Source organism: Pseudomonas sp. GL_139_B (assembly GCF_057834475.1).
Genome location: NZ_CM174403.1, coordinates 411,462 through 429,459, shown reverse-complemented (window position 1 = coordinate 429,459; position 17,998 = coordinate 411,462). Strand labels below are relative to the sequence as shown.

At 58.6% G+C, this 17,998-nt stretch carries 20 protein-coding genes; 16 read left to right on the top strand and 4 right to left on the bottom strand.

Translation table 11 applies throughout. The annotated features are described in order from the left end of the window. Positions 1–47: 47 nt before the first annotated feature. A complete protein-coding gene (locus AC3ISI_RS01980) occupies positions 48–1,361 on the bottom strand; it encodes an IS4 family transposase (protein WP_489335235.1) in 1,314 nt (437 codons plus the stop codon). A 230-nt stretch (positions 1,362–1,591) separates the two neighbouring features. Between AC3ISI_RS01980 and hslV the strand changes: the two genes are divergently transcribed. The 7 genes from hslV (at position 1,592) to AC3ISI_RS01945 (ending at position 9,449) form a co-directional block, all read left to right on the top strand. Then, positions 1,592–2,122, top strand: a complete 531-nt coding sequence (hslV, locus tag AC3ISI_RS01975; protein WP_046031180.1) for an ATP-dependent protease subunit HslV — start codon at positions 1,592–1,594, stop codon at positions 2,120–2,122. Positions 2,123–2,177: 55 nt separating this feature from the next. Further along, a complete protein-coding gene (gene hslU, locus AC3ISI_RS01970) occupies positions 2,178–3,518 on the top strand; it encodes an ATP-dependent protease ATPase subunit HslU (RefSeq protein ID WP_489335234.1) in 1,341 nt (446 codons plus the stop codon). A gap of 115 nt (positions 3,519–3,633) precedes the next feature. Next, entirely contained in the window at positions 3,634–4,011 is a 378-nt protein-coding gene (locus tag AC3ISI_RS01965; protein ID WP_452624616.1) for a gamma-butyrobetaine hydroxylase family protein, read from the top strand. Positions 4,012–4,270: 259 nt separating this feature from the next. Continuing rightward, positions 4,271–5,950, top strand: a complete 1,680-nt coding sequence (gene phaC, locus AC3ISI_RS01960) for a class II poly(R)-hydroxyalkanoic acid synthase (protein ID WP_489335233.1) — start codon at positions 4,271–4,273, stop codon at positions 5,948–5,950. Between the two features lie 156 nt (positions 5,951–6,106). Further along, positions 6,107–6,967, top strand: a complete 861-nt coding sequence (gene phaZ, locus AC3ISI_RS01955) for a poly(3-hydroxyalkanoate) depolymerase (protein WP_489335232.1) — start codon at positions 6,107–6,109, stop codon at positions 6,965–6,967. A 119-nt stretch (positions 6,968–7,086) separates the two neighbouring features. After that, positions 7,087–8,769 carry a class II poly(R)-hydroxyalkanoic acid synthase gene (phaC, locus tag AC3ISI_RS01950; RefSeq protein ID WP_489335231.1) on the top strand — a complete coding sequence of 561 codons (1,683 nt, stop codon included), beginning with the start codon at positions 7,087–7,089 and terminating at the stop codon, positions 8,767–8,769. 59 nt (positions 8,770–8,828) lie between these two features. Continuing rightward, positions 8,829–9,449: a TetR/AcrR family transcriptional regulator gene (locus tag AC3ISI_RS01945; RefSeq protein WP_489335229.1), complete on the top strand. Its 621-nt coding sequence runs from the start codon at positions 8,829–8,831 to the stop codon at positions 9,447–9,449. A 190-nt stretch (positions 9,450–9,639) separates the two neighbouring features. On the opposite strand, the gene AC3ISI_RS01940 is transcribed toward AC3ISI_RS01945, so the two are convergent. The 3 genes from AC3ISI_RS01940 to AC3ISI_RS01930 form a co-directional block, all read right to left on the bottom strand. After that, positions 9,640–10,449 (bottom strand): phasin family protein, encoded by an 810-nt coding sequence (locus AC3ISI_RS01940; protein WP_489335228.1) that lies wholly within the window; start codon positions 10,447–10,449, stop codon positions 9,640–9,642. A gap of 10 nt (positions 10,450–10,459) precedes the next feature. Continuing rightward, positions 10,460–10,882: a phasin family protein gene (locus tag AC3ISI_RS01935; protein WP_007948966.1), complete on the bottom strand. Its 423-nt coding sequence runs from the start codon at positions 10,880–10,882 to the stop codon at positions 10,460–10,462. Positions 10,883–11,147: 265 nt separating this feature from the next. Beyond that, positions 11,148–11,423: a polyhydroxyalkanoic acid system family protein gene (locus AC3ISI_RS01930; protein WP_489335227.1), complete on the bottom strand. Its 276-nt coding sequence runs from the start codon at positions 11,421–11,423 to the stop codon at positions 11,148–11,150. A 155-nt stretch (positions 11,424–11,578) separates the two neighbouring features. Here AC3ISI_RS01930 and ubiE point away from each other — a divergent pair, with 155 nt between their 5' ends. The 9 genes from ubiE (at position 11,579) to AC3ISI_RS01885 (ending at position 17,908) form a co-directional block, all read left to right on the top strand. Next, the gene (gene ubiE / locus AC3ISI_RS01925; RefSeq protein WP_007948968.1) at positions 11,579–12,349 is read left to right on the top strand and encodes a bifunctional demethylmenaquinone methyltransferase/2-methoxy-6-polyprenyl-1,4-benzoquinol methylase UbiE; all 771 of its coding nucleotides are present in this window, start codon (positions 11,579–11,581) and stop codon (positions 12,347–12,349) included. Beyond that, on the top strand, positions 12,349–12,972 hold the full coding sequence (locus AC3ISI_RS01920; protein WP_489335226.1) for a ubiquinone biosynthesis accessory factor UbiJ: 624 nt from the start codon (positions 12,349–12,351) through the stop codon (positions 12,970–12,972). Before ubiE ends, AC3ISI_RS01920 begins: the two co-directional genes overlap by 1 nt. Next, a complete protein-coding gene (ubiB, locus tag AC3ISI_RS01915; protein ID WP_489335225.1) occupies positions 12,969–14,573 on the top strand; it encodes a ubiquinone biosynthesis regulatory protein kinase UbiB in 1,605 nt (534 codons plus the stop codon). Before AC3ISI_RS01920 ends, ubiB begins: the two co-directional genes overlap by 4 nt. A gap of 80 nt (positions 14,574–14,653) precedes the next feature. Next, on the top strand, positions 14,654–15,055 hold the full coding sequence (hisI, locus tag AC3ISI_RS01910; RefSeq protein WP_477803456.1) for a phosphoribosyl-AMP cyclohydrolase: 402 nt from the start codon (positions 14,654–14,656) through the stop codon (positions 15,053–15,055). Beyond that, entirely contained in the window at positions 15,048–15,380 is a 333-nt protein-coding gene (locus AC3ISI_RS01905) for a phosphoribosyl-ATP diphosphatase (protein WP_007899279.1), read from the top strand. Before hisI ends, AC3ISI_RS01905 begins: the two co-directional genes overlap by 8 nt. A 25-nt stretch (positions 15,381–15,405) precedes the next feature. After that, a complete protein-coding gene (locus AC3ISI_RS01900; protein WP_489335224.1) occupies positions 15,406–15,678 on the top strand; it encodes a twin-arginine translocase TatA/TatE family subunit in 273 nt (90 codons plus the stop codon). Between the two features lie 10 nt (positions 15,679–15,688). Continuing rightward, positions 15,689–16,147 (top strand): Sec-independent protein translocase protein TatB, encoded by a 459-nt coding sequence (gene tatB / locus AC3ISI_RS01895; RefSeq protein WP_489335223.1) that lies wholly within the window; start codon positions 15,689–15,691, stop codon positions 16,145–16,147. 256 nt (positions 16,148–16,403) lie between these two features. Beyond that, positions 16,404–17,204 carry a twin-arginine translocase subunit TatC gene (gene tatC / locus AC3ISI_RS01890; RefSeq protein WP_489335222.1) on the top strand — a complete coding sequence of 267 codons (801 nt, stop codon included), beginning with the start codon at positions 16,404–16,406 and terminating at the stop codon, positions 17,202–17,204. Continuing rightward, positions 17,201–17,908: a 16S rRNA (uracil(1498)-N(3))-methyltransferase gene (locus tag AC3ISI_RS01885; RefSeq protein ID WP_489335221.1), complete on the top strand. Its 708-nt coding sequence runs from the start codon at positions 17,201–17,203 to the stop codon at positions 17,906–17,908. The genes tatC and AC3ISI_RS01885 overlap by 4 nt, the downstream gene beginning before the upstream one ends. Positions 17,909–17,998 lie beyond the last annotated feature (90 nt).

The following is a 17,998-nucleotide window of genomic DNA, read 5'->3' as shown; positions in this document are numbered from 1 at the left end:
ACAGGGATAGCGCACATCCTGTGGGAGCGGGCTTGCCCTAATGCCAGTCAGTTAAGCCCTCTTGCCTTCTTTTTGGGATATTTGACTGGTCTGGGCTTGACCACTCGTGGATAACTTCGCTCTCGTCTGGCAGGCAGCATGAAGTGCTTAGCCTGGACTCTCAGTTCTGCCAGTCGTTTAGGGATCGTGCCTGGCGTTTCCAGCGGGCAGAAGCGCAGCGCATTGGTGATCGCTTGAGCCAGCCAGAGAAAACTCAAGCGCTGCGGCACCACCTTTATTTCTTCAGCCATCAAGCGCATTTCCTGACGGATCAGGTTGTAGGCCAACAGAGTTCCCCACAGTTCTTGGCGCACCAAATCAGGTTGTTTACTGCGTAATTGCTCCCCCTTAAGCAGGTTTTGCTTGATCTCGCGGTAACCCAATTCAATTTCCCAACGTTCGTTGTAGTGCCCCGCCACCCGATTGGCAGGGTAACGCTCGGCATCGATCAACGAGGTGAGATAGCGGCGGGGTTTGTCGTCTATCGAATACTCAATCAGTCGTGCATGCCAATGGGTAGGAAGGTCTGGACGTTGCTTGAGCGCATCTCGGGATACAGCCAATCGCACGAGCCAATCACCGGCGCCCAACTCTTCGACTACCTCGTATTTAAGCGGTTTGCGTGCCCGCATGAGCCAATGCCGTTCGGTTCCACTGTGCTGCCAGTCGAGCAAGAGGGCTGCCGAGTAATAGGCACGGTCAAAAATCGTCACCGAGTGATCGCTTACCGCTTTCTCCAGACCTTTGGCATGGCGAAGTTCGCCGATAGCAAACTCGCCAAAACAGGCGGCCCGAATCAAGTGACTATAGGTATCCATCAGGCAAACACCGCGCACTTGTGGCCAGGCTCCGTCTCCCGAGTGAGTCCGCCCGCCACCGAAGGCTTGGCGGTTTTCTGGCGTGTCGGGGGTGGACCACACCACGCCGTCTACCGCAAAGCTGCGTAACCCTAAAAAGCCAGCCGAAGCGGGCTGCTCAGCGCCGCCCCATGACTCGGCCAATTGCTTGAACAGTGCGGCCAGCGGCTCTGCTCCAAGCCGTTGCCGGGCCTGGACTGCGGCGCTGGGCACAGGCACCTTGGCTTCGCCCAAAGCCAGTCCCAGCTGCTGCACAATGAGCCAAATCGGCTCGTTCTTGAACAAAGCCAACCCCACCACCAACCATACGATGCGCTCGGCCGGCAGGCGTCTGCGGCGCAGAGAAACCGTTCCGGTCGAGGCCAGCGCTTGCTCGATCCATAAAGGATCAATCAGTTGCGCAAGGCGCTCGAAAGAGATCGGATTGAGTTTGGTAACTTCTTGAAGGGCGTTTTGCAGGGACATGAAGCGGGCTCATAAAAACATAAGCCCGTTTCTATTACTGCTTGGCGGGCAAGTCAATTCCTTAACTGACTGGCATTAGGGCTTGCCCGCGATGGCGCCCTTCCCGACAACACATCCATCACCCGCTACCAACCGCTCGTCCCTCGCCTCACTCCACAGTTGAAATACGCTCCACCACCCCCATATGAGTTGGCATAAGGCATTTTCGCCCGCTGCGTGGAGACTCTCCCTTGACCACCATCGTTTCAGTTCGCCGCCACGGCAAAGTCGTCATGGGCGGCGACGGCCAGGTTTCTTTGGGTAATACCGTGATGAAAGGCAACGCGAAGAAAGTTCGCCGCCTGTACCACGGCCAGGTTATCGCCGGTTTTGCCGGGGCCACCGCTGACGCCTTCACCCTCTTCGAACGTTTCGAAGGCCAGCTCGAGAAACATCAAGGTCACTTGGTTCGCGCTGCCGTCGAACTCGCCAAAGAATGGCGCACCGACCGTTCCCTTAGCCGCCTCGAAGCCATGCTCGCGGTCGCCAACAAAGACGCCTCCCTGATCATCACCGGCAACGGCGACGTGGTCGAACCCGAAGAAGGCCTGATCGCCATGGGTTCCGGCGGCGGCTACGCCCAGGCCGCAGCCAGTGCGCTGCTGAAGAAGACCGATCTGTCGGCCCGGGAAATCGTCGAAACTGCCCTCGGCATCGCCGCCGACATCTGCGTATTCACCAATCACACCCAGACCATTGAGGAGCAGGACTGCGCCGAGTAAGCCCGTGTTGGCCATCGCGCCACGGCTCATTCTTGCTTGAGGTCCGCTAAATACTATGTCCATGACTCCCCGTGAAATCGTCCACGAACTCAATCGCCATATCATCGGCCAGGACGATGCCAAGCGCGCCGTCGCCATCGCGCTGCGTAACCGCTGGCGTCGGATGCAGCTGCCTGAAGAGCTGCGGGTTGAAGTAACGCCCAAGAACATCCTGATGATCGGCCCGACCGGTGTCGGTAAAACCGAGATCGCCCGTCGCCTGGCCAAACTCGCCAACGCGCCGTTCATCAAAGTCGAAGCGACCAAGTTCACTGAAGTTGGCTATGTCGGACGCGACGTTGAATCGATCATTCGTGACCTGGCTGACGCTGCCATCAAGCTGCTGCGCGAACAGGAAATGACCAAGGTGCGCCACCGCGCCGAAGATGCCGCTGAAGAGCGTATCCTCGACGCCCTGCTACCACCGGCACGTATGGGTTTCAGCAACGAAGACGCGGCGCCGTCGGCGGATTCCAACACCCGCCAGTTGTTCCGCAAGCGCCTGCGCGAAGGTCAGCTGGACGACAAGGAGATCGAAATCGAAGTCGCCGAAATGGCCGGAGTCGATATCTCCGCACCACCGGGCATGGAAGAAATGACCAACCAGTTGCAGAGCCTTTTCGCCAACATGGGCAAGGGCAAGAAGAAGAGCCGCAAGATCAAGGTCAAGGAAGCGCTGAAACTGGTGCGCGACGAAGAAGCCGGCCGCCTGGTCAACGAAGAAGAGCTGAAGGCCAAGGCGCTGGAAGCGGTCGAGCAGCACGGCATCGTGTTCATCGACGAAATCGACAAGGTCGCCAAGCGCGGTAATTCCGGTGGCGTCGATGTGTCCCGTGAAGGCGTACAGCGTGATTTACTGCCGCTGATCGAAGGCTGCACCGTCAACACCAAGCTGGGCATGGTCAAGACCGACCACATCCTGTTTATTGCGTCCGGCGCGTTCCACCTGAGCAAACCGAGCGACCTGGTCCCTGAGCTGCAAGGCCGCTTGCCGATTCGTGTCGAGCTCAAGGCGCTGACGCCGGAAGACTTCGAACGGATTCTCAGCGAGCCACATGCCTCGCTCACCGAGCAATACTGCGCCCTGCTGAAAACCGAAGGCCTGGGCATCGAGTTCCAGCCGAGCGGCATCAAGCGCATTGCCGAGATCGCCTGGCAGGTCAACGAGAAGACCGAGAACATCGGTGCCCGTCGCCTGCACACCTTGCTTGAGCGTTTGCTTGAAGAGGTATCGTTCAGCGCCGGCGACCTGGCCAGCGCCCATGACGGCAAGGTGATCATGATTGACGCCGACTACGTCAACAGCCACCTGGGCGAATTGGCGCAGAACGAAGACCTGTCCCGTTATATCCTGTAGGTCATGTGATTCCGTGTAGGAGCCCGGCTTGCCGGCGATGGCGCACCTGAGATCGCCTTCGCCAGCAAGCCGGCTCCTACAAGGGTCAGACCACGCATACAGGCGGACATCCAACATGACCCAACTCCCCACCGACATCAAACTGCACAAAGCCTCGAAAACCCTGTCGCTGAAATACGCGTCCGGCGAGGAATATCACCTGCCCGCCGAGTTCCTGCGCGTGCACTCTCCCTCCGCCGAGGTCCAGGGCCACGGCAAACCCATCCTGCAATTTGGCAAGATCAACGTCGGCCTGACCAAGGTAGAACCGGCCGGTCAGTACGCACTGAAATTGACCTTCGACGACGGCCACGACAGCGGCCTGTTCACCTGGGAATACCTTTACGAACTTGCGCGACGTTATGACGCACTCTGGGAAGACTATCTTGCCGAGCTCAAAGCCGCCGGAAAAACCCGCGATCCAAACGAATCCATCGTCAAGCTGATGCTCTAAATCAGGCCTCTTGCTCTTTAGAAGGCATTTTCTAATTTCATCTGTTTGAATGCTCGGCTCAAAGGCCAATGATTGGCCTGCTTGCGAAAAAAATTAAACTCGGGTAACCAATGGAACTGGCAAGTTCCCTGCAATGCTCTCTGAACTAAAAAGCAGCGATGCAGAATTATCGGTCACCCAAGTAGCAGTACCTGGCAAAGACTGTTTGACGAAAAAAGTCAGCCCCAGGTACTCGTCTCAGGGCAATGGAGCGTCGTAGATGAGTAATAAGAATAACGATGACTTGAAATCACAAGCCTCGGAAAACACCTTGGGGCTGAATCCAGTCGTTGGGCTGCGCGGTAAGGATCTTTTGGCTTCTGCTCGCATGGTGCTCAGACAGGCCATCAAACAACCGATCCACAGTGCCAAGCATGTGGCCCATTTCGGCCTTGAACTGAAGAACGTGGTGTTCGGCAAATCCGCGCTTCAACCGACACCCGAAGACCGTCGTTTCAACGATCCGGCCTGGACTCAGAACCCGCTCTATCGACGTTATTTGCAAACATACCTGGCGTGGCGCAAGGAACTCCACGACTGGATCGGCGAGAGTAATCTGTCGCCCAAAGATGTTGCTCGCGGACACTTCGTGATCAACCTCATGACCGAAGCCATGGCCCCGACCAACTCCGCGGCCAACCCGGCGGCAGTCAAACGCTTCTTCGAAACCGGCGGCAAAAGCCTGCTCGACGGCCTCTCGCATCTGGCCAAAGACATGGTGCACAACGGCGGCATGCCGAGCCAGGTCAACATGGGCGCATTCGAAGTGGGGAAGAGCCTGGGCGTAACCGAAGGCGCCGTGGTGTTCCGCAACGATGTACTGGAGCTGATCCAGTACAAGCCGACCACCGAGCAAGTGCACGAGCGCCCACTGCTGGTGGTGCCGCCTCAGATCAACAAGTTCTACGTATTCGACTTGAGCCCGGAGAAGAGCCTGGCGCGCTACTGCCTGCGCAGCAATGTGCAGACCTTTATCGTCAGCTGGCGCAACCCAACCAAGGAGCAGCGCGAGTGGGGCCTGTCGACTTACATCGAAGCGCTCAAGGAAGCGGTCGATGTGGTCAGCGCCATCACGGGCAGCAAAGACATCAACATGCTCGGCGCCTGCTCTGGTGGCATCACTTGCACCGCGCTGCTGGGCCATTACGCGGCAATCGGCGAGAAAAAGGTCAACGCCCTGACGCTGCTGGTCAGCGTGCTGGATACCACCCTGGACAGCGACGTCGCCCTGTTCGTCGACGAGCAAACCCTGGAGTCTGCCAAGCGCCAGTCCTATCAGGCCGGTGTGCTGGAAGGCCGCGACATGGCGAAAGTCTTCGCCTGGATGCGCCCCAACGACTTGATCTGGAACTACTGGGTCAACAACTACCTGCTGGGCAACGAACCGCCGGTGTTCGACATCCTGTTCTGGAACAACGACACCACACGGTTGCCGGCCGCATTCCACGGCGACCTGATCGAGATGTTCAAAAGTAATCCACTGATCCGCCCCAATGCACTGGAAGTGTGCGGTACGCCGATTGACCTGAAACAAGTCACCGCCGACATCTATTGCCTGGCCGGCACCACCGACCACATCACCCCATGGAAGTCCTGCTACAAGTCAGCGCAACTGTTTGGTGGCAAGGTCGAATTCGTGTTGTCGAGCAGCGGGCATATCCAGAGCATTCTGAACCCGCCGGGCAACCCGAAATCACGCTACATGACCAACAGCGAGATGCCGGTCAAGGCCGAAGAGTGGCAGGAGAACTCCACCAAGCACACCGATTCCTGGTGGCTGCACTGGCAGGCATGGCAAGCCGAGCGTGGGGGCAAGTTGAAAAAGGCGCCCACCAGCCTGGGCAACAAAACCTACACCGCCGGCGAAGCAGCGCCGGGCACTTATGTCCATGAGCGGTAACTGACACACCTCGCGCACCTGTAGGTGCCGAGCTTGCTCGCGATAGCGGTGGGGCAGGCGCAGTTATATTGACTGTGCCGCCGCCTTCGCGAGCAAGCTCGGCTCCTACAGGGGATCGAGGATGAATTTGAGAAAGTGACCCACAAGGCCTGAAGCATGCCGCAACCTTTCATATTCCGTACCGTCGACTTGGATGGCCAGACCCTCCGCACAGCGGTACGCCCCGGCAAGCCTCACTTGACGCCCTTGCTGATTTTCAACGGCATCGGCGCCAACCTGGAGCTGGTGTTTCCGTTCGTCGCGGCGCTGGACCCGGACCTGGAAGTGATTGCTTTCGACGTACCCGGTGTCGGCGGCTCGTCGACGCCGAATCGGCCTTATCGCTTTCCGGGCCTGGCGAAACTCACGGCACGGATGCTCGACTACCTCGATTACGGACAAGTCAATGTGATTGGCGTGTCCTGGGGCGGCGCCCTTGCGCAGCAATTTGCGTATTCTTATCCCGAGCGTTGTAAGAAACTCGTGTTGGCGGCCACGGCAGCCGGCGCGGTGATGGTGCCGGGCAAACCGAAAGTGCTATGGATGATGGCCAGCCCACGGCGCTACATCCAGCCGTCGCATGTGATCCGCATTGCACCGATGATCTATGGCGGCGCGTTCCGTCGTGATCCGACCCTGGCGGCCAGCCACGCGGCGAAAGTCCGTTCGGCGGGCAAGCTCGGTTATTACTGGCAACTGTTTGCCGGCTTTGGCTGGACCAGCATTCACTGGCTGCACAAGATCAATCAGCCAACCCTGGTGCTGGCCGGCGACGACGATCCGCTGATCCCGCTGATCAACATGCGTTTACTGGCTTGGCGAATTCCCAATGCCCAGTTGCACATCATCGATGACGGGCATCTGTTCCTGATTACTCGCGCCGAAGCGGTCGCACCGATCATCATGAAATTCCTCGAAGAAGAACGTCAGCGTGCCGTGATGCATCCGCATCCGCATCCGGCGCCGTCGCGCGGTTAAAGGACAGGCTTTGGTCTGGGGCCGGCAGGACGCCGCGCCGCGCAACAACTCACAACAGCGTCTATGGTGAACGGGTTCAGTGTGTTTGTTTTTGGCTTGAAACGAAGGAGTGTTGAGACATGCGTGACAAACCAGCGAGAGACCATTTGCCCACTCCCGCCACGTTCATCAACGCACAGAGTGCGATTACCGGCTTGCGTGGCCGAGATCTGTTTTCGACCCTGCGCAGTGTGGCGGCACACGGCTTGCGCAACCCGGTGCACAGCGCCCGACACGCCCTGAAACTGGGCGGTCAGTTGGGCCGCGTGTTGTTGGGTGAAACTTTGCACCCGACCAATCCGCAGGACAGTCGCTTCAACGACCCCGCATGGAGTCTCAACCCCTTTTACCGCCGTAGCCTGCAGGCTTACCTAAGCTGGCAGAAACAGGTCAAAAGCTGGATCGACGACAGCGCGATGTCCCCCGATGATCGCGCCCGCGCGCACTTTGCGTTTGCCTTGCTCAATGACGCCGTATCGCCGTCCAACACCCTGCTTAATCCACTGGCAATCAAAGAGATCTTCAATTCCGGCGGCAACAGCCTGGTGCGGGGTATCAGCCATCTGGTCGACGACTTCTTGCACAACGACGGCCTGCCCCGGCAAGTCACCAAGCAAGCGTTCGAAGTGGGTAGAACCGTTGCCACTACAAGCGGTTCCGTGGTGTTTCGCAACGAACTGCTGGAACTGATCCAGTACAAATCGATGAGCGAGAAACAGTACTCCAAACCGCTGCTGGTGGTGCCACCGCAAATCAACAAGTACTACATTTTCGACCTGAGCCCGCATAACAGCTTCGTCCAGTTTGCCCTGAAGAACGGCTTGCAAACCTTCATGATCAGTTGGCGCAATCCGGATGTGCGCCATCGCGAATGGGGGCTGTCGACGTATGTTGAAGCCGTGGAAGAAGCGATGAATGTCTGCCGGGCTATCACCGGTGCGCGCGAGGTCAACCTGATGGGTGCCTGCGCTGGCGGGTTGACCATCGCCGCGCTGCAAGGTCACTTGCAAGCCAAACGGCAGCTGCGGCGAGTGTCCAGCGCGACCTATCTGGTGAGCTTGCTCGACAGCCAAATGGATTCCCCGGCAACGCTTTTCGCCGACGAACAGACACTTGAAGCGGCCAAGCGCAAGTCTTATCAGAAGGGTGTGCTGGAAGGTCGCGACATGGCGAAGGTGTTCGCCTGGATGCGTCCCAACGACTTGATCTGGAGCTACTTCGTCAACAACTACCTGCTTGGCAAAGAACCACCAGCGTTCGACATCCTCTACTGGAACAATGACAACACGCGACTACCGGCAGCCTTTCATGGCGATCTGCTGGACTTCTTCAAACACAACCCGCTGACGCATCCGGGCGGCCTTGAAGTGTGCGGTACACCCATCGACTTGCAGAAAGTCACCGTCGACAGCTTCAGCGTCGCGGGCATCAACGACCACATCACACCATGGGATGCGGTGTACCGCTCGACTCTGCTGCTGGGTGGCGAGCGACGCTTTGTCTTGTCCAACAGTGGTCACGTGCAGAGCATTCTCAATCCCCCGAGCAACCCGAAGGCCAACTACGTTGAAGGCGCAAAACTGAGCAGCGACCCTCGGGCCTGGTACTACGACGCCAAGCAAGTCGACGGCAGTTGGTGGACGCAATGGCTGGAGTGGATCCAGCAACGCTCTGGCGCGCTAAAAGAAACCCACACGACCCTTGGCAATCAAAACTATCCACCGCAAGAGGCAGCACCCGGTACTTACGTGCGAGTGCGCTGACGATCAACCAACCACGGCCGACGCCGGCCGTGGCCTGACTCGACCCATAAGAAGACTGGATGAAAACCCGCGACCGGATTCTCGAATGTGCATTGCAGTTGTTCAATCAGAAAGGCGAACCGAACGTCTCCACCATGGAAGTTGCCAACGAGATGGGCATCAGCCCCGGCAATCTCTACTACCACTTTCACGGCAAGGAGCCGCTGATTCTGGGGTTGTTCGAACGCTTCCAGTCTGAACTGGCACCGTTGCTCGACCCACCTTCCGATGTCGAACTGTCACCGGACGATTACTGGCTGTTCCTGCACCTGATCGTCGAACGTCTGGCGCATTACCGGTTTCTGTTTCAGGACCTGTCAAACCTCGCCGGACGCCTGCCAAAACTGGCCAAGGGCATACGCAACCTGCTCAATGCGCTGAAGCGCACACTGGCATCGTTGCTGGCGCGGTTGAAGGCTCAGGGGCAGTTGGTCAGCGACACCCAGGCGTTGGGGCAGTTGGTGGAGCAGATCACCATGACGCTGCTGTTCTCGCTGGACTACCAGCGGATTCTTGATCGCGAGGGTGAGGTGAGGCTGGTGGTGTACCAGATCATGATGCTGGTGGCGCCGCACTTGTTGCCGCCGATCAAGGTCGCGACCGAACAGATGGCACTTCAATACCTGGAAGCACACGAATAACCCTGACTACAAATAACCCTGTGGGAGTGAGCCTGCTCGCGATGAGGACCTCATCCACACATTGATGTCGACTGACACTCCGCTATCGCGAGCGGGCTCGCTCCCACATTGGTTCTGTGGTGCCCTTAAAACCGAGTACATACAAAAACGCCCGACCTTTGCAGGCCGGGCGTTTTTTTGAGCCCTGAAATCAGGACTGACTGGTTGGCGTCGTTGCTGGCGCTACAGTCGGAGTTACAGCAGGGGTCGGCGCAGTAGCAGAATTCGATGCGCTTACCGGGGCGGCCGGAGTTGCCGGTTTGGCTGCGGCCACTGCTGGTTTTGGTGCGGCGGCTTTCGGCGCTGCAGGTTTTTTCACCGCTGGCTTCTTCGCTGCAGCAGGTTTAGCTGCTGGCTTGGCTGCTGCGGTTTTGGCAGCTGGTTTAGCAGCGGCTTTGGCGGCAACCGGTTTGGCTGCTGGCTTAGCTGCTGCAGGTTTCGCTGCGGCAGTTTTGGCTGCTGGTTTAGTAGCCGCTTTTGCCAGTGGCTTGGCAGCGGTTTTAGCCGCTGGTTTTGCTGCTGCGGTTTTCGCCGCAACTGGCGCAACCTTGGCACCGGTAAGTTTTTCGATTTGCTTGGTCAGTGTGTCGACCTTGCTGTGCAATGCTTTCACTTCGTTGCGGCTCGGTACACCGAGGCGCGAAATGGCGCTGTTCAGACGCTTGTCGAAAGCCCCTTCCAGCTCGTCCCATTTGCCCAGTGCACGATCTTTAACGTCAGAGATACGCGACTTGGCGGACGAAGCAGAATCCTTGGCGGCGTCGACTTTCTTGCCGACAGCGCTCTTGGTGAGCTTCTCGGCTTTCTCGCCGTCTTTGACCAATGTATCGAAGAGCTTGCTGCCGTCAGTGTCGATCTTCGAGTACACGCCTAAACCAGCCAGCCAGATTTTGCGGGAGTAGTCTTCGACTTTCCCGATCCACGAGCTGCCTTCTTTTTCGGTGTTCTTTTTACCAGCCATCCCGTTCTCCTTAAGATTTACGCGCGACGCGTTCGAGCAATGCCGTCAGCTCATCGAGCTTAGCAGAGAGTGTCTCAACGTCATGTTTAGACGGAATGCCGATACGATTCAAGGCACTTGCGACACGCGAGTCAAAAGCCTTCTCGACCTTGTCGAGTTGAACTTCGACCTTGCCTTTGAAAGTGCTCACTTCGCTCTTGGCTTCAACGATCTCGGCATTGGCGGCTTCAAGTTTTTCGGCCACTACTTTTTTGCCTTTCTTTTCAACAGTTTGACCAGCCTTGATCAACTCTTGAAAGTACTCGCCACCCTCTTGACCGACCTTGGTGTAGGCACCCAGGCCTGCCAGCCAGATCTTGCGGGCATAGGATTTAACGTCGCCCAGAGCAGTGGTCGATGCGTCGATTTTTTTCTTCAAAATTACTTTGGCCATGGTGCACCTCACGCGCAGAAGGTTTGAGGAACTGCCCGCGCAAGTGTCGGGCTCAGGCACAAAGTAGGGAGAAAAATTAGAAACGGCACCCTAACAACTGACATAAACCTTCCGCAGCGCTGCACACAAATGTAGGAGCGGCGGTGCGGCGATCCGACTTGCCCGCGAAGAGGTCAGTACATACGCAAAATTATCTGCAGCAGAAATACCGTCTTCGCGGGCAAGCCCGCTGCTACAGGGGTTGCATTCACAAGTCCAATCCGGGTTAAGCCAAGGCCTTATCGAGGGCCTTTTCGATTTCCGATTTGATCATGCCGCTCATGGCCGACATCATCAGGCCCAATTCCACTTCGACGCGGATCGAATCTTCGCTGACGTGCACCACGCCTTTCACGCCGGAGCGCTTGAGGTTCAATGTGTCGCCGGACCAATGCGGTTCCAGGCCATATTGATCGGACAGTTTCTGCGCCAGCTTGTCGGCCTTCTCGCGAGCCGCTTCCTTACCCAGGCCGTGGGCACGTTCAACACTAATACGGGCCATCGAATGACTCCTGCTTTGTGGATACTTTCCTGAATCATCTTGACCATTACTGCGTCAAAACGTCCCGGTGGTTGCCCATCTTACCTTCAGCCTTGCCAAGACAAAGCATGTCTTGGGGATTAGAATGTCCCGCATTCTCTTCTGGTGACAGCGATATGACTGATCAGCGCAAAGGCAGCGATGCCGAACCCACCACTCACTTCGGTTTCAAAAACGTTCCGGAAAGCCAAAAAGCGGAAAAAGTCGCTGAGGTTTTCCATTCGGTAGCCGCCAAGTACGACTTGATGAACGACCTCCTGTCGGGCGGCATGCACCGTTTATGGAAGCGTTTCGCAATCGAGCTTTCGGGCGTGCGCACCGGCAATCGCGTACTGGACATCGCCGGCGGTACGGGCGACCTGACCAAAAAATTCTCGCACCTCGTCGGCCCGACCGGCCAGGTGGTGTTGGCCGACATCAACGAATCCATGCTCAAGGTCGGTCGTGATCGCTTGCTGGACCTCGGTGTGGCCGGCAATGTCGAATTCGTTCAGGCCGACGCTGAAAAGCTGCCGTTCCCGGACAACCATTTCGACTGCGTGACCATCGCCTTCGGCCTGCGCAACGTGACGCACAAGGAAGATGCCCTGCGCTCCATGCTGCGCGTGCTCAAGCCTGGCGGCCGTCTATTGGTATTGGAGTTTTCCAAGCCGACCAACGCGCTGATGTCCAAAGCCTACGACGCCTACTCGTTCGCCTTCATGCCGCTGATGGGCAAGCTGATCACCAACGACTCGGAAAGCTATCGCTACCTGGCCGAATCGATCCGCATGCACCCGAATCAGGAAACCCTGAAGTCGATGATGGTCGAGGCTGGTTTTGACCGCGTGACCTACCACAACATGACGGCAGGCATCGTCGCCCTGCACCGTGGCATCAAACCCTGATGTTGCTGGCCGGCTTGCTCGCCAGCGTTGAGCTCGGTCTGAACCGGGTGCTGCGTCTCGACAGCACTGCGCTGCCACGGCTGGCGCATTTGAGCGGCCGGGTGATTGCCGTCGATTGCCGCAGCCCGACGTTGCAGCTGTTCATCTTGCCCAGTGACGAAGGCCTGATGCTGGCCGCTCATTGGGAAACCGGCGCCGACTGCACATTGCGTGCTCCGGCCTCCAGCCTGTTGAAATTGGCGATGAGCAAGGACAAGACCTCGGTCCTGCATGGCCCTGAAGTCGAACTCGACGGTGACAGCGGCGTGCTGCTGGAACTGGCGACGATCCTTCAAGACCTGGAGCTGGACTGGGAGTACGAACTCTCGCGCTGGCTGGGCCCGGTGGCCACGCAACTGGTTGGCGGTCACCTGCGCAGCCGCGCCCGCTGGTATCAGCAAGGATTTGCCAGCCTGGGGCAGAACCTTGGCGAATACCTGGCCGAAGAGTCACGCACCCTCGTCGGTCAACGAGAAGCCGAAGCCCGTTTCAGTGAACTGGACCAGATCAAACTCGACCTGGAACGTCTCGAGGCGCGCTTCGAGCGCCTTTCCCGATCCCTCGACCCAAGCGATAACGCATGAAGCTGCTTGCCGTCCGCCGTTTGTTGCGCATCCAGCGCGTTGTGATTCGTTACCGCCTCGATGACCTGCTGTTTGCCCTGCCACTGCCGTGGTTTCTGCTGGCACTGCGTTATGCCCTACCGTGGCGCTGGTTCCCGCGCAAGACGCTGGACCTGAGCCGTGGTGCGCGATTGCGCCTGGCGTTGCAGGACCTTGGGCCGATTTTTATCAAGTTCGGGCAGATCCTGTCCACCCGCCGCGACCTGTTGCCGGAAGACATCGCCGATGAGCTGATGAAGCTGCAGGACCGCGTACCGCCGTTCGACTCGCAAGTGTCGGTCAAGCTGATCGAAGAGCAGCTCGGCAAGAAGATCAGCGAAGTGTTCAGCCGCTTCGACGTCGAGCCGCTGGCTTCAGCCTCGGTGGCGCAGGTGCATGCCGCGCAGTTGAAAACCGGCGAAGAAGTGGTGGTCAAGGTGATTCGCCCCGGCCTCAAACCGATCATCGCCCAGGATCTGGCGTGGCTGTTCATCCTGGCCCGCGCCGCTGAAAAACTCTCCGCCGACGCACGCCTGCTGCACCCGGTGGACGTGGTCAGCGACTACGAAAAAACCATCTACGACGAACTTGACCTGCTGCGCGAAGCCGCCAACGCCAGCCAGTTGAAGCGTAACTTCGAGGGCTCGCCACTGTTGTATGTGCCGCAAGTCTATTGGGACTGGTGCCGGCCGAAAGTGTTGGTGATGGAGCGTATCTACGGCATCCAGGTCACCGACCTGACGACGCTGGCCGACCAGCGCACCGACATGAAAATGCTCGCCGAACGCGGCGTGGAGATCTTCTTCACCCAAGTATTCCGCGACAGTTTTTTCCACGCCGACATGCACCCCGGCAACATCTTCGTCAGCACCGTCAACCCGTGGAGCCCGCAGTACATTGCGATCGACTGCGGCATCGTCGGCAGCCTGACCCCGGAAGACCAGGATTACCTGGCGCGCAACCTGTTCGCTTTCTTCAAGCGTGACTACCGGCGTGTGGCGCAGTTGCACATCGATTCGGGCTGGGTACCGGCGGAAACCAAACTCAACGAATTCGAAGCGGCGATTCGCACAGTGTGCGAGCCGATTTTTGAAAAACCGTTAAAAGATATTTCCTTTGGTCAGGTGCTGATGCGCCTGTTCCAGACCGCTCGGCGCTTCAACATGGAAGTGCAGCCGCAGCTGGTACTGCTGCAAAAAACCCTGTTGAACATCGAAGGCCTGGGCCGTCAGCTGTACCCGGACCTGGACTTGTGGAACACGGCGCAGCCATTCCTCGAGCGCTGGATGCGCGAGCGTGTCAGCCCAAAGGCCTTGATCGGCAACGTGCAGAGCCAGTTCGAACAGCTGCCGCACCTGGCCAACATGGCCCGCGACCTGCTCGAACGCATGTCTCAACCCCACGCATACGACCCACCGTCACCGTGGCATAAACGCAAGGATGACTGGTTCTTGCGCCTGCTCGGCTGCGCGCACCTGGCGGGAGGCGTTATTCTGCTGGCCGGCGGACCGCTGAACGAACTGGGTCATTGGCCCGGGGGGATCATGGTGGCCGTTGGTTTGTATCTGGTCGTTCGCCGATAGCCAGTTGTGTGATCCACTGGCACACTGTTTGAACGTTGGGCTTGGCTAATGAAGTGCGAAGCCCGCTGTCGGAGTCGAAGATGAAAAACTGGCTGGACGAGATCAAGTGGGACGCCGATGGCCTGGTGCCCGCGATTGCCCAGGATTACAAGACCGGGCGCGTCCTGATGATGGCCTGGATGAACCGTGAAGCGCTGGAACTGACCGCTGCCGAGAACCGTGCCATTTACTGGTCGCGTTCCCGTGGCAAGCTGTGGCGCAAGGGCGAAGAGTCCGGCCACGTGCAAACCCTGCATGAGATGCGCCTGGACTGCGACGCTGACGTGATCATCCTGATGGTCGAGCAGATAGGCGACATCGCCTGTCATACCGGCCGCCAAAGCTGCTTCTACCGTGTCTTCGAGAACGGCGACTGGAAAACCGTCGACCCGGTGCTCAAGGACCCGCATGCTATCTATTCCGCAGGACACACCCATGAGTGACACTCTGACCCGTCTGGCCCAAGTGCTGGAAGAGCGCAAAGGCGCCGCCGCCGACAGCTCGTATGTCGCCAGCCTGTACCACAAGGGCTTGAACAAGATTCTGGAAAAAGTCGGCGAAGAGTCGGTCGAAACCATCATCGCCGCCAAGGATGCCGCCATCAGCGGTGACTGCAGCGATGTGATCTACGAGACCGCCGATTTGTGGTTCCACAGCATGGTCATGCTCGCCCAACTGGGGCAGCATCCACAGGCTGTACTTGATGAGCTGGACCGTCGTTTCGGTCTGTCCGGACACGCCGAGAAAGCCTCGCGCCCGTCCGCCTGAACAATTATTAGAGAGGAGCAGCAGCATGGGCATTTTTGACTGGAAACACTGGATCGTCATCCTGGTTGTTGTCGTATTGGTATTCGGCACCAAGAAACTGAAAAACCTCGGCACGGACGTGGGCGAGTCGATCAAGGGCTTCAAAAAAGCCATGAACGACGACGAAAAACCGGCCGATACGACCGCGACGCCAGCCCAACCGGTACCGCCGGTGCAGCCGCAGGCCTCGGTGAACCAGCCGCACACCATCGACGTGCAGGCACAAAAAGTCGAAGAGCCGATCCGCAAAGACGTGTGAGCACTGACTAATGTTTGGTATCAGCTTCTCTGAACTGCTGCTCGTCGGCCTCGTTGCCCTGCTGGTGCTGGGCCCCGAGCGCTTGCCGGGTGCTGCGCGCACCGCCGGCCTGTGGGTCGGGCGCTTGAAGCGCAGCTTCAACGCGATCAAACAGGAAGTTGAACGTGAAATCGGTGCCGACGAGATTCGTCGGCAGCTGCACAACGAGCACATTCTGTCGCTGGAGCAGGAGGCGCGGAAAATTTTCTCGCCGACCCAGCAGGAGCCAACGCCGGTGGAACACGTGGGGGAACAGACGATTCACGCGCCTGCTGCCGCCACTGAACCAACGCCTGCGCCAGCGCCTGTTGTAGCGACTGCACAACCTGCGCCCGTTGTTCCAGCAACGCCGGTTGAACCTGTTGCTCCTGCCGCCGCGCCGACAGCGCCGGCTCCTCATGACCCAACACTGCCGCCGCGAGCCCCATGACAAGGGCCTGTCATCGGTCATTTCCTGTGTCGCGTTGTCGCCTGAAAGCGGGCCAGGCAAGGCGTAGGCCGCAGGGAATGGTTGTTCCCTTTCCAAGGCCTACAACGCAGCCTGGCCCGCTTTCAGGCACAACCCGGAGGGCCGGCCTGTATTTGCGCAGGGCTGCGTTACTCGTCACTTATTTGAAACGCCAAACTACGCTCCTCGCGCCTTACCCTGCGCAAATACAGGCTCGGCGCGACACAGGAAATGACCGATGACAGGCCCTACTCTCCCCGAAAACGACCAGCACATGCCGCTGGTTTCGCACCTCACCGAGTTGCGTACCCGCCTGCTGCGCTGTGTAGCGGCGATCTTTATCATCTTCGCCGGGTTGTTTGCTTTCACCCAGCAGATCTACACCTTCGTCTCCACGCCGCTGCGCGCGTACCTGCCCGCCGGCGCGACGATGATCGCCACCGATGTGTCGTCGCCGTTCCTGACGCCGCTGAAGCTGACCATGATGGTCTCGCTGTTCCTGGCGATCCCGGTGATCCTGCATCAGATCTGGGGCTTCATCGCACCAGGCCTGTACAAGCATGAAAAGCGCATTGCCGTACCGTTGCTGATATCCAGCATCGCACTCTTCTACACCGGCATGGCGTTCGCCTATTACCTGGTGTTTCCGTTGATCTTCAAGTTCTTCGCCTCCGCCACCCCGGCCGGCGTGGAAATGATGACCGACATCACCAGCTACCTCGATTTCGTCATGACGCTGTTCTTCGCCTTCGGCGTGGCGTTTGAAATTCCAGTGGCCGTGGTGCTGCTGGTGTGGATCGGCGTGGTCGACGTCAAATACCTGAAGAAGATTCGCCCGTACGTAGTCATCGGCTGCTTCGTGGTCGGCATGATCCTGACGCCGCCGGACATCTTCTCGCAGACGCTGCTGGCTGTACCCATGTGGTTACTGTTCGAGATCGGCATCCTGTTTGGCAGCCTGATCAGCAAACGGGGCGAGCATCCGGACGATCAACCGGCTGATGATCACAACGACCAGCCGCCAGCGACCCAGCCGTGAACCTGCTGCTCCTCGAAGAAGCTGATTTCATTGCGGCCGACCGAGTGATCCTGCGGGATCGCCGGTTGACGCACATGCAGGAAGTCCACCGCTGTGAAGTCGGTGACAGCATGCGTGTCGCAAGGATCGGCGGGTTGATGGGCTCGGCCGAGGTGTTGCGCCTGGACACCGGTGAAGCCGAGTTGCGCGTGACCCTCGACCAACCGCCCCCGGCCAAGTTGCCATTGACCCTGGTGCTGGCCCTGCCACGCCCGAAAATGCTGCGCAGGGTGTTTCAGACCGTGGCTGCCATGGGTGTGCCGCATATCGTGCTGGTGAACAGCTACCGCGTCGAGAAGAGCTTCTGGCAAACGCCATTTCTGCAGCCCGAAGCGATTCGCGAACAATTGATCCTGGGCCTCGAACAGGCTCGGGACAGTGTGCTGCCAGAGATCGTTATCGAGAAGCGCTTCAAGCCGTTCGTTGAGGACCGTCTGCCAGCAATTACCGAAGGCACTCTCGGCCTGGTCGGCCATCCCGGCCAGTACCCGCCCTGCCCCCGCGGCCTGGACGAGCCGGTGACGTTGGCCATCGGTCCTGAAGGTGGCTGGATCCCTTACGAGATCGACCTTCTGGGCAAGGCCGGCCTGCAACCGGTGCAACTCGGCGAGCGCATTCTGCGCGTCGAAACCGCGGTCACCGCGCTGCTCGCCCGCCTCTTCTAACTCCGCAAGGTCTTTTTTCCGCCCTACAGAACCCGTCTCGCCTGCCGATACAGTTCCCATAAAACCAAATCAATGGTCCTGGGAGTTGCA

Excerpts from the sequence above, each read along its gene's own strand:
- phaC (WP_489335231.1), top strand. The coding sequence starts at position 7,087 with ATGCGTGACAAACCAGCGAGAGACCATTTGCCCACTCCCGCCACGTTC.
- AC3ISI_RS01900 (WP_489335224.1), top strand. The coding sequence starts at position 15,406 with ATGGGCATTTTTGACTGGAAACACTGGATCGTCATCCTGGTTGTTGTC.
- AC3ISI_RS01905 (WP_007899279.1), top strand. The coding sequence starts at position 15,048 with ATGAGTGACACTCTGACCCGTCTGGCCCAAGTGCTGGAAGAGCGCAAA.
- AC3ISI_RS01920 (WP_489335226.1), top strand. The coding sequence starts at position 12,349 with ATGTTGCTGGCCGGCTTGCTCGCCAGCGTTGAGCTCGGTCTGAACCGG.
- phaC (WP_489335233.1), top strand. The coding sequence starts at position 4,271 with ATGAGTAATAAGAATAACGATGACTTGAAATCACAAGCCTCGGAAAAC.
- AC3ISI_RS01935 (WP_007948966.1), bottom strand. The coding sequence starts at position 10,882 with ATGGCCAAAGTAATTTTGAAGAAAAAAATCGACGCATCGACCACTGCT.
- hisI (WP_477803456.1), top strand. The coding sequence starts at position 14,654 with ATGAAAAACTGGCTGGACGAGATCAAGTGGGACGCCGATGGCCTGGTG.
- AC3ISI_RS01980 (WP_489335235.1), bottom strand. The coding sequence starts at position 1,361 with ATGTCCCTGCAAAACGCCCTTCAAGAAGTTACCAAACTCAATCCGATC.
- phaZ (WP_489335232.1), top strand. The coding sequence starts at position 6,107 with ATGCCGCAACCTTTCATATTCCGTACCGTCGACTTGGATGGCCAGACC.
- ubiE (WP_007948968.1), top strand. The coding sequence starts at position 11,579 with ATGACTGATCAGCGCAAAGGCAGCGATGCCGAACCCACCACTCACTTC.
- AC3ISI_RS01930 (WP_489335227.1), bottom strand. The coding sequence starts at position 11,423 with ATGGCCCGTATTAGTGTTGAACGTGCCCACGGCCTGGGTAAGGAAGCG.
- AC3ISI_RS01940 (WP_489335228.1), bottom strand. The coding sequence starts at position 10,449 with ATGGCTGGTAAAAAGAACACCGAAAAAGAAGGCAGCTCGTGGATCGGG.
- AC3ISI_RS01965 (WP_452624616.1), top strand. The coding sequence starts at position 3,634 with ATGACCCAACTCCCCACCGACATCAAACTGCACAAAGCCTCGAAAACC.
- tatB (WP_489335223.1), top strand. The coding sequence starts at position 15,689 with ATGTTTGGTATCAGCTTCTCTGAACTGCTGCTCGTCGGCCTCGTTGCC.
- hslU (WP_489335234.1), top strand. The coding sequence starts at position 2,178 with ATGTCCATGACTCCCCGTGAAATCGTCCACGAACTCAATCGCCATATC.
- AC3ISI_RS01945 (WP_489335229.1), top strand. The coding sequence starts at position 8,829 with ATGAAAACCCGCGACCGGATTCTCGAATGTGCATTGCAGTTGTTCAAT.
- ubiB (WP_489335225.1), top strand. The coding sequence starts at position 12,969 with ATGAAGCTGCTTGCCGTCCGCCGTTTGTTGCGCATCCAGCGCGTTGTG.
- tatC (WP_489335222.1), top strand. The coding sequence starts at position 16,404 with ATGACAGGCCCTACTCTCCCCGAAAACGACCAGCACATGCCGCTGGTT.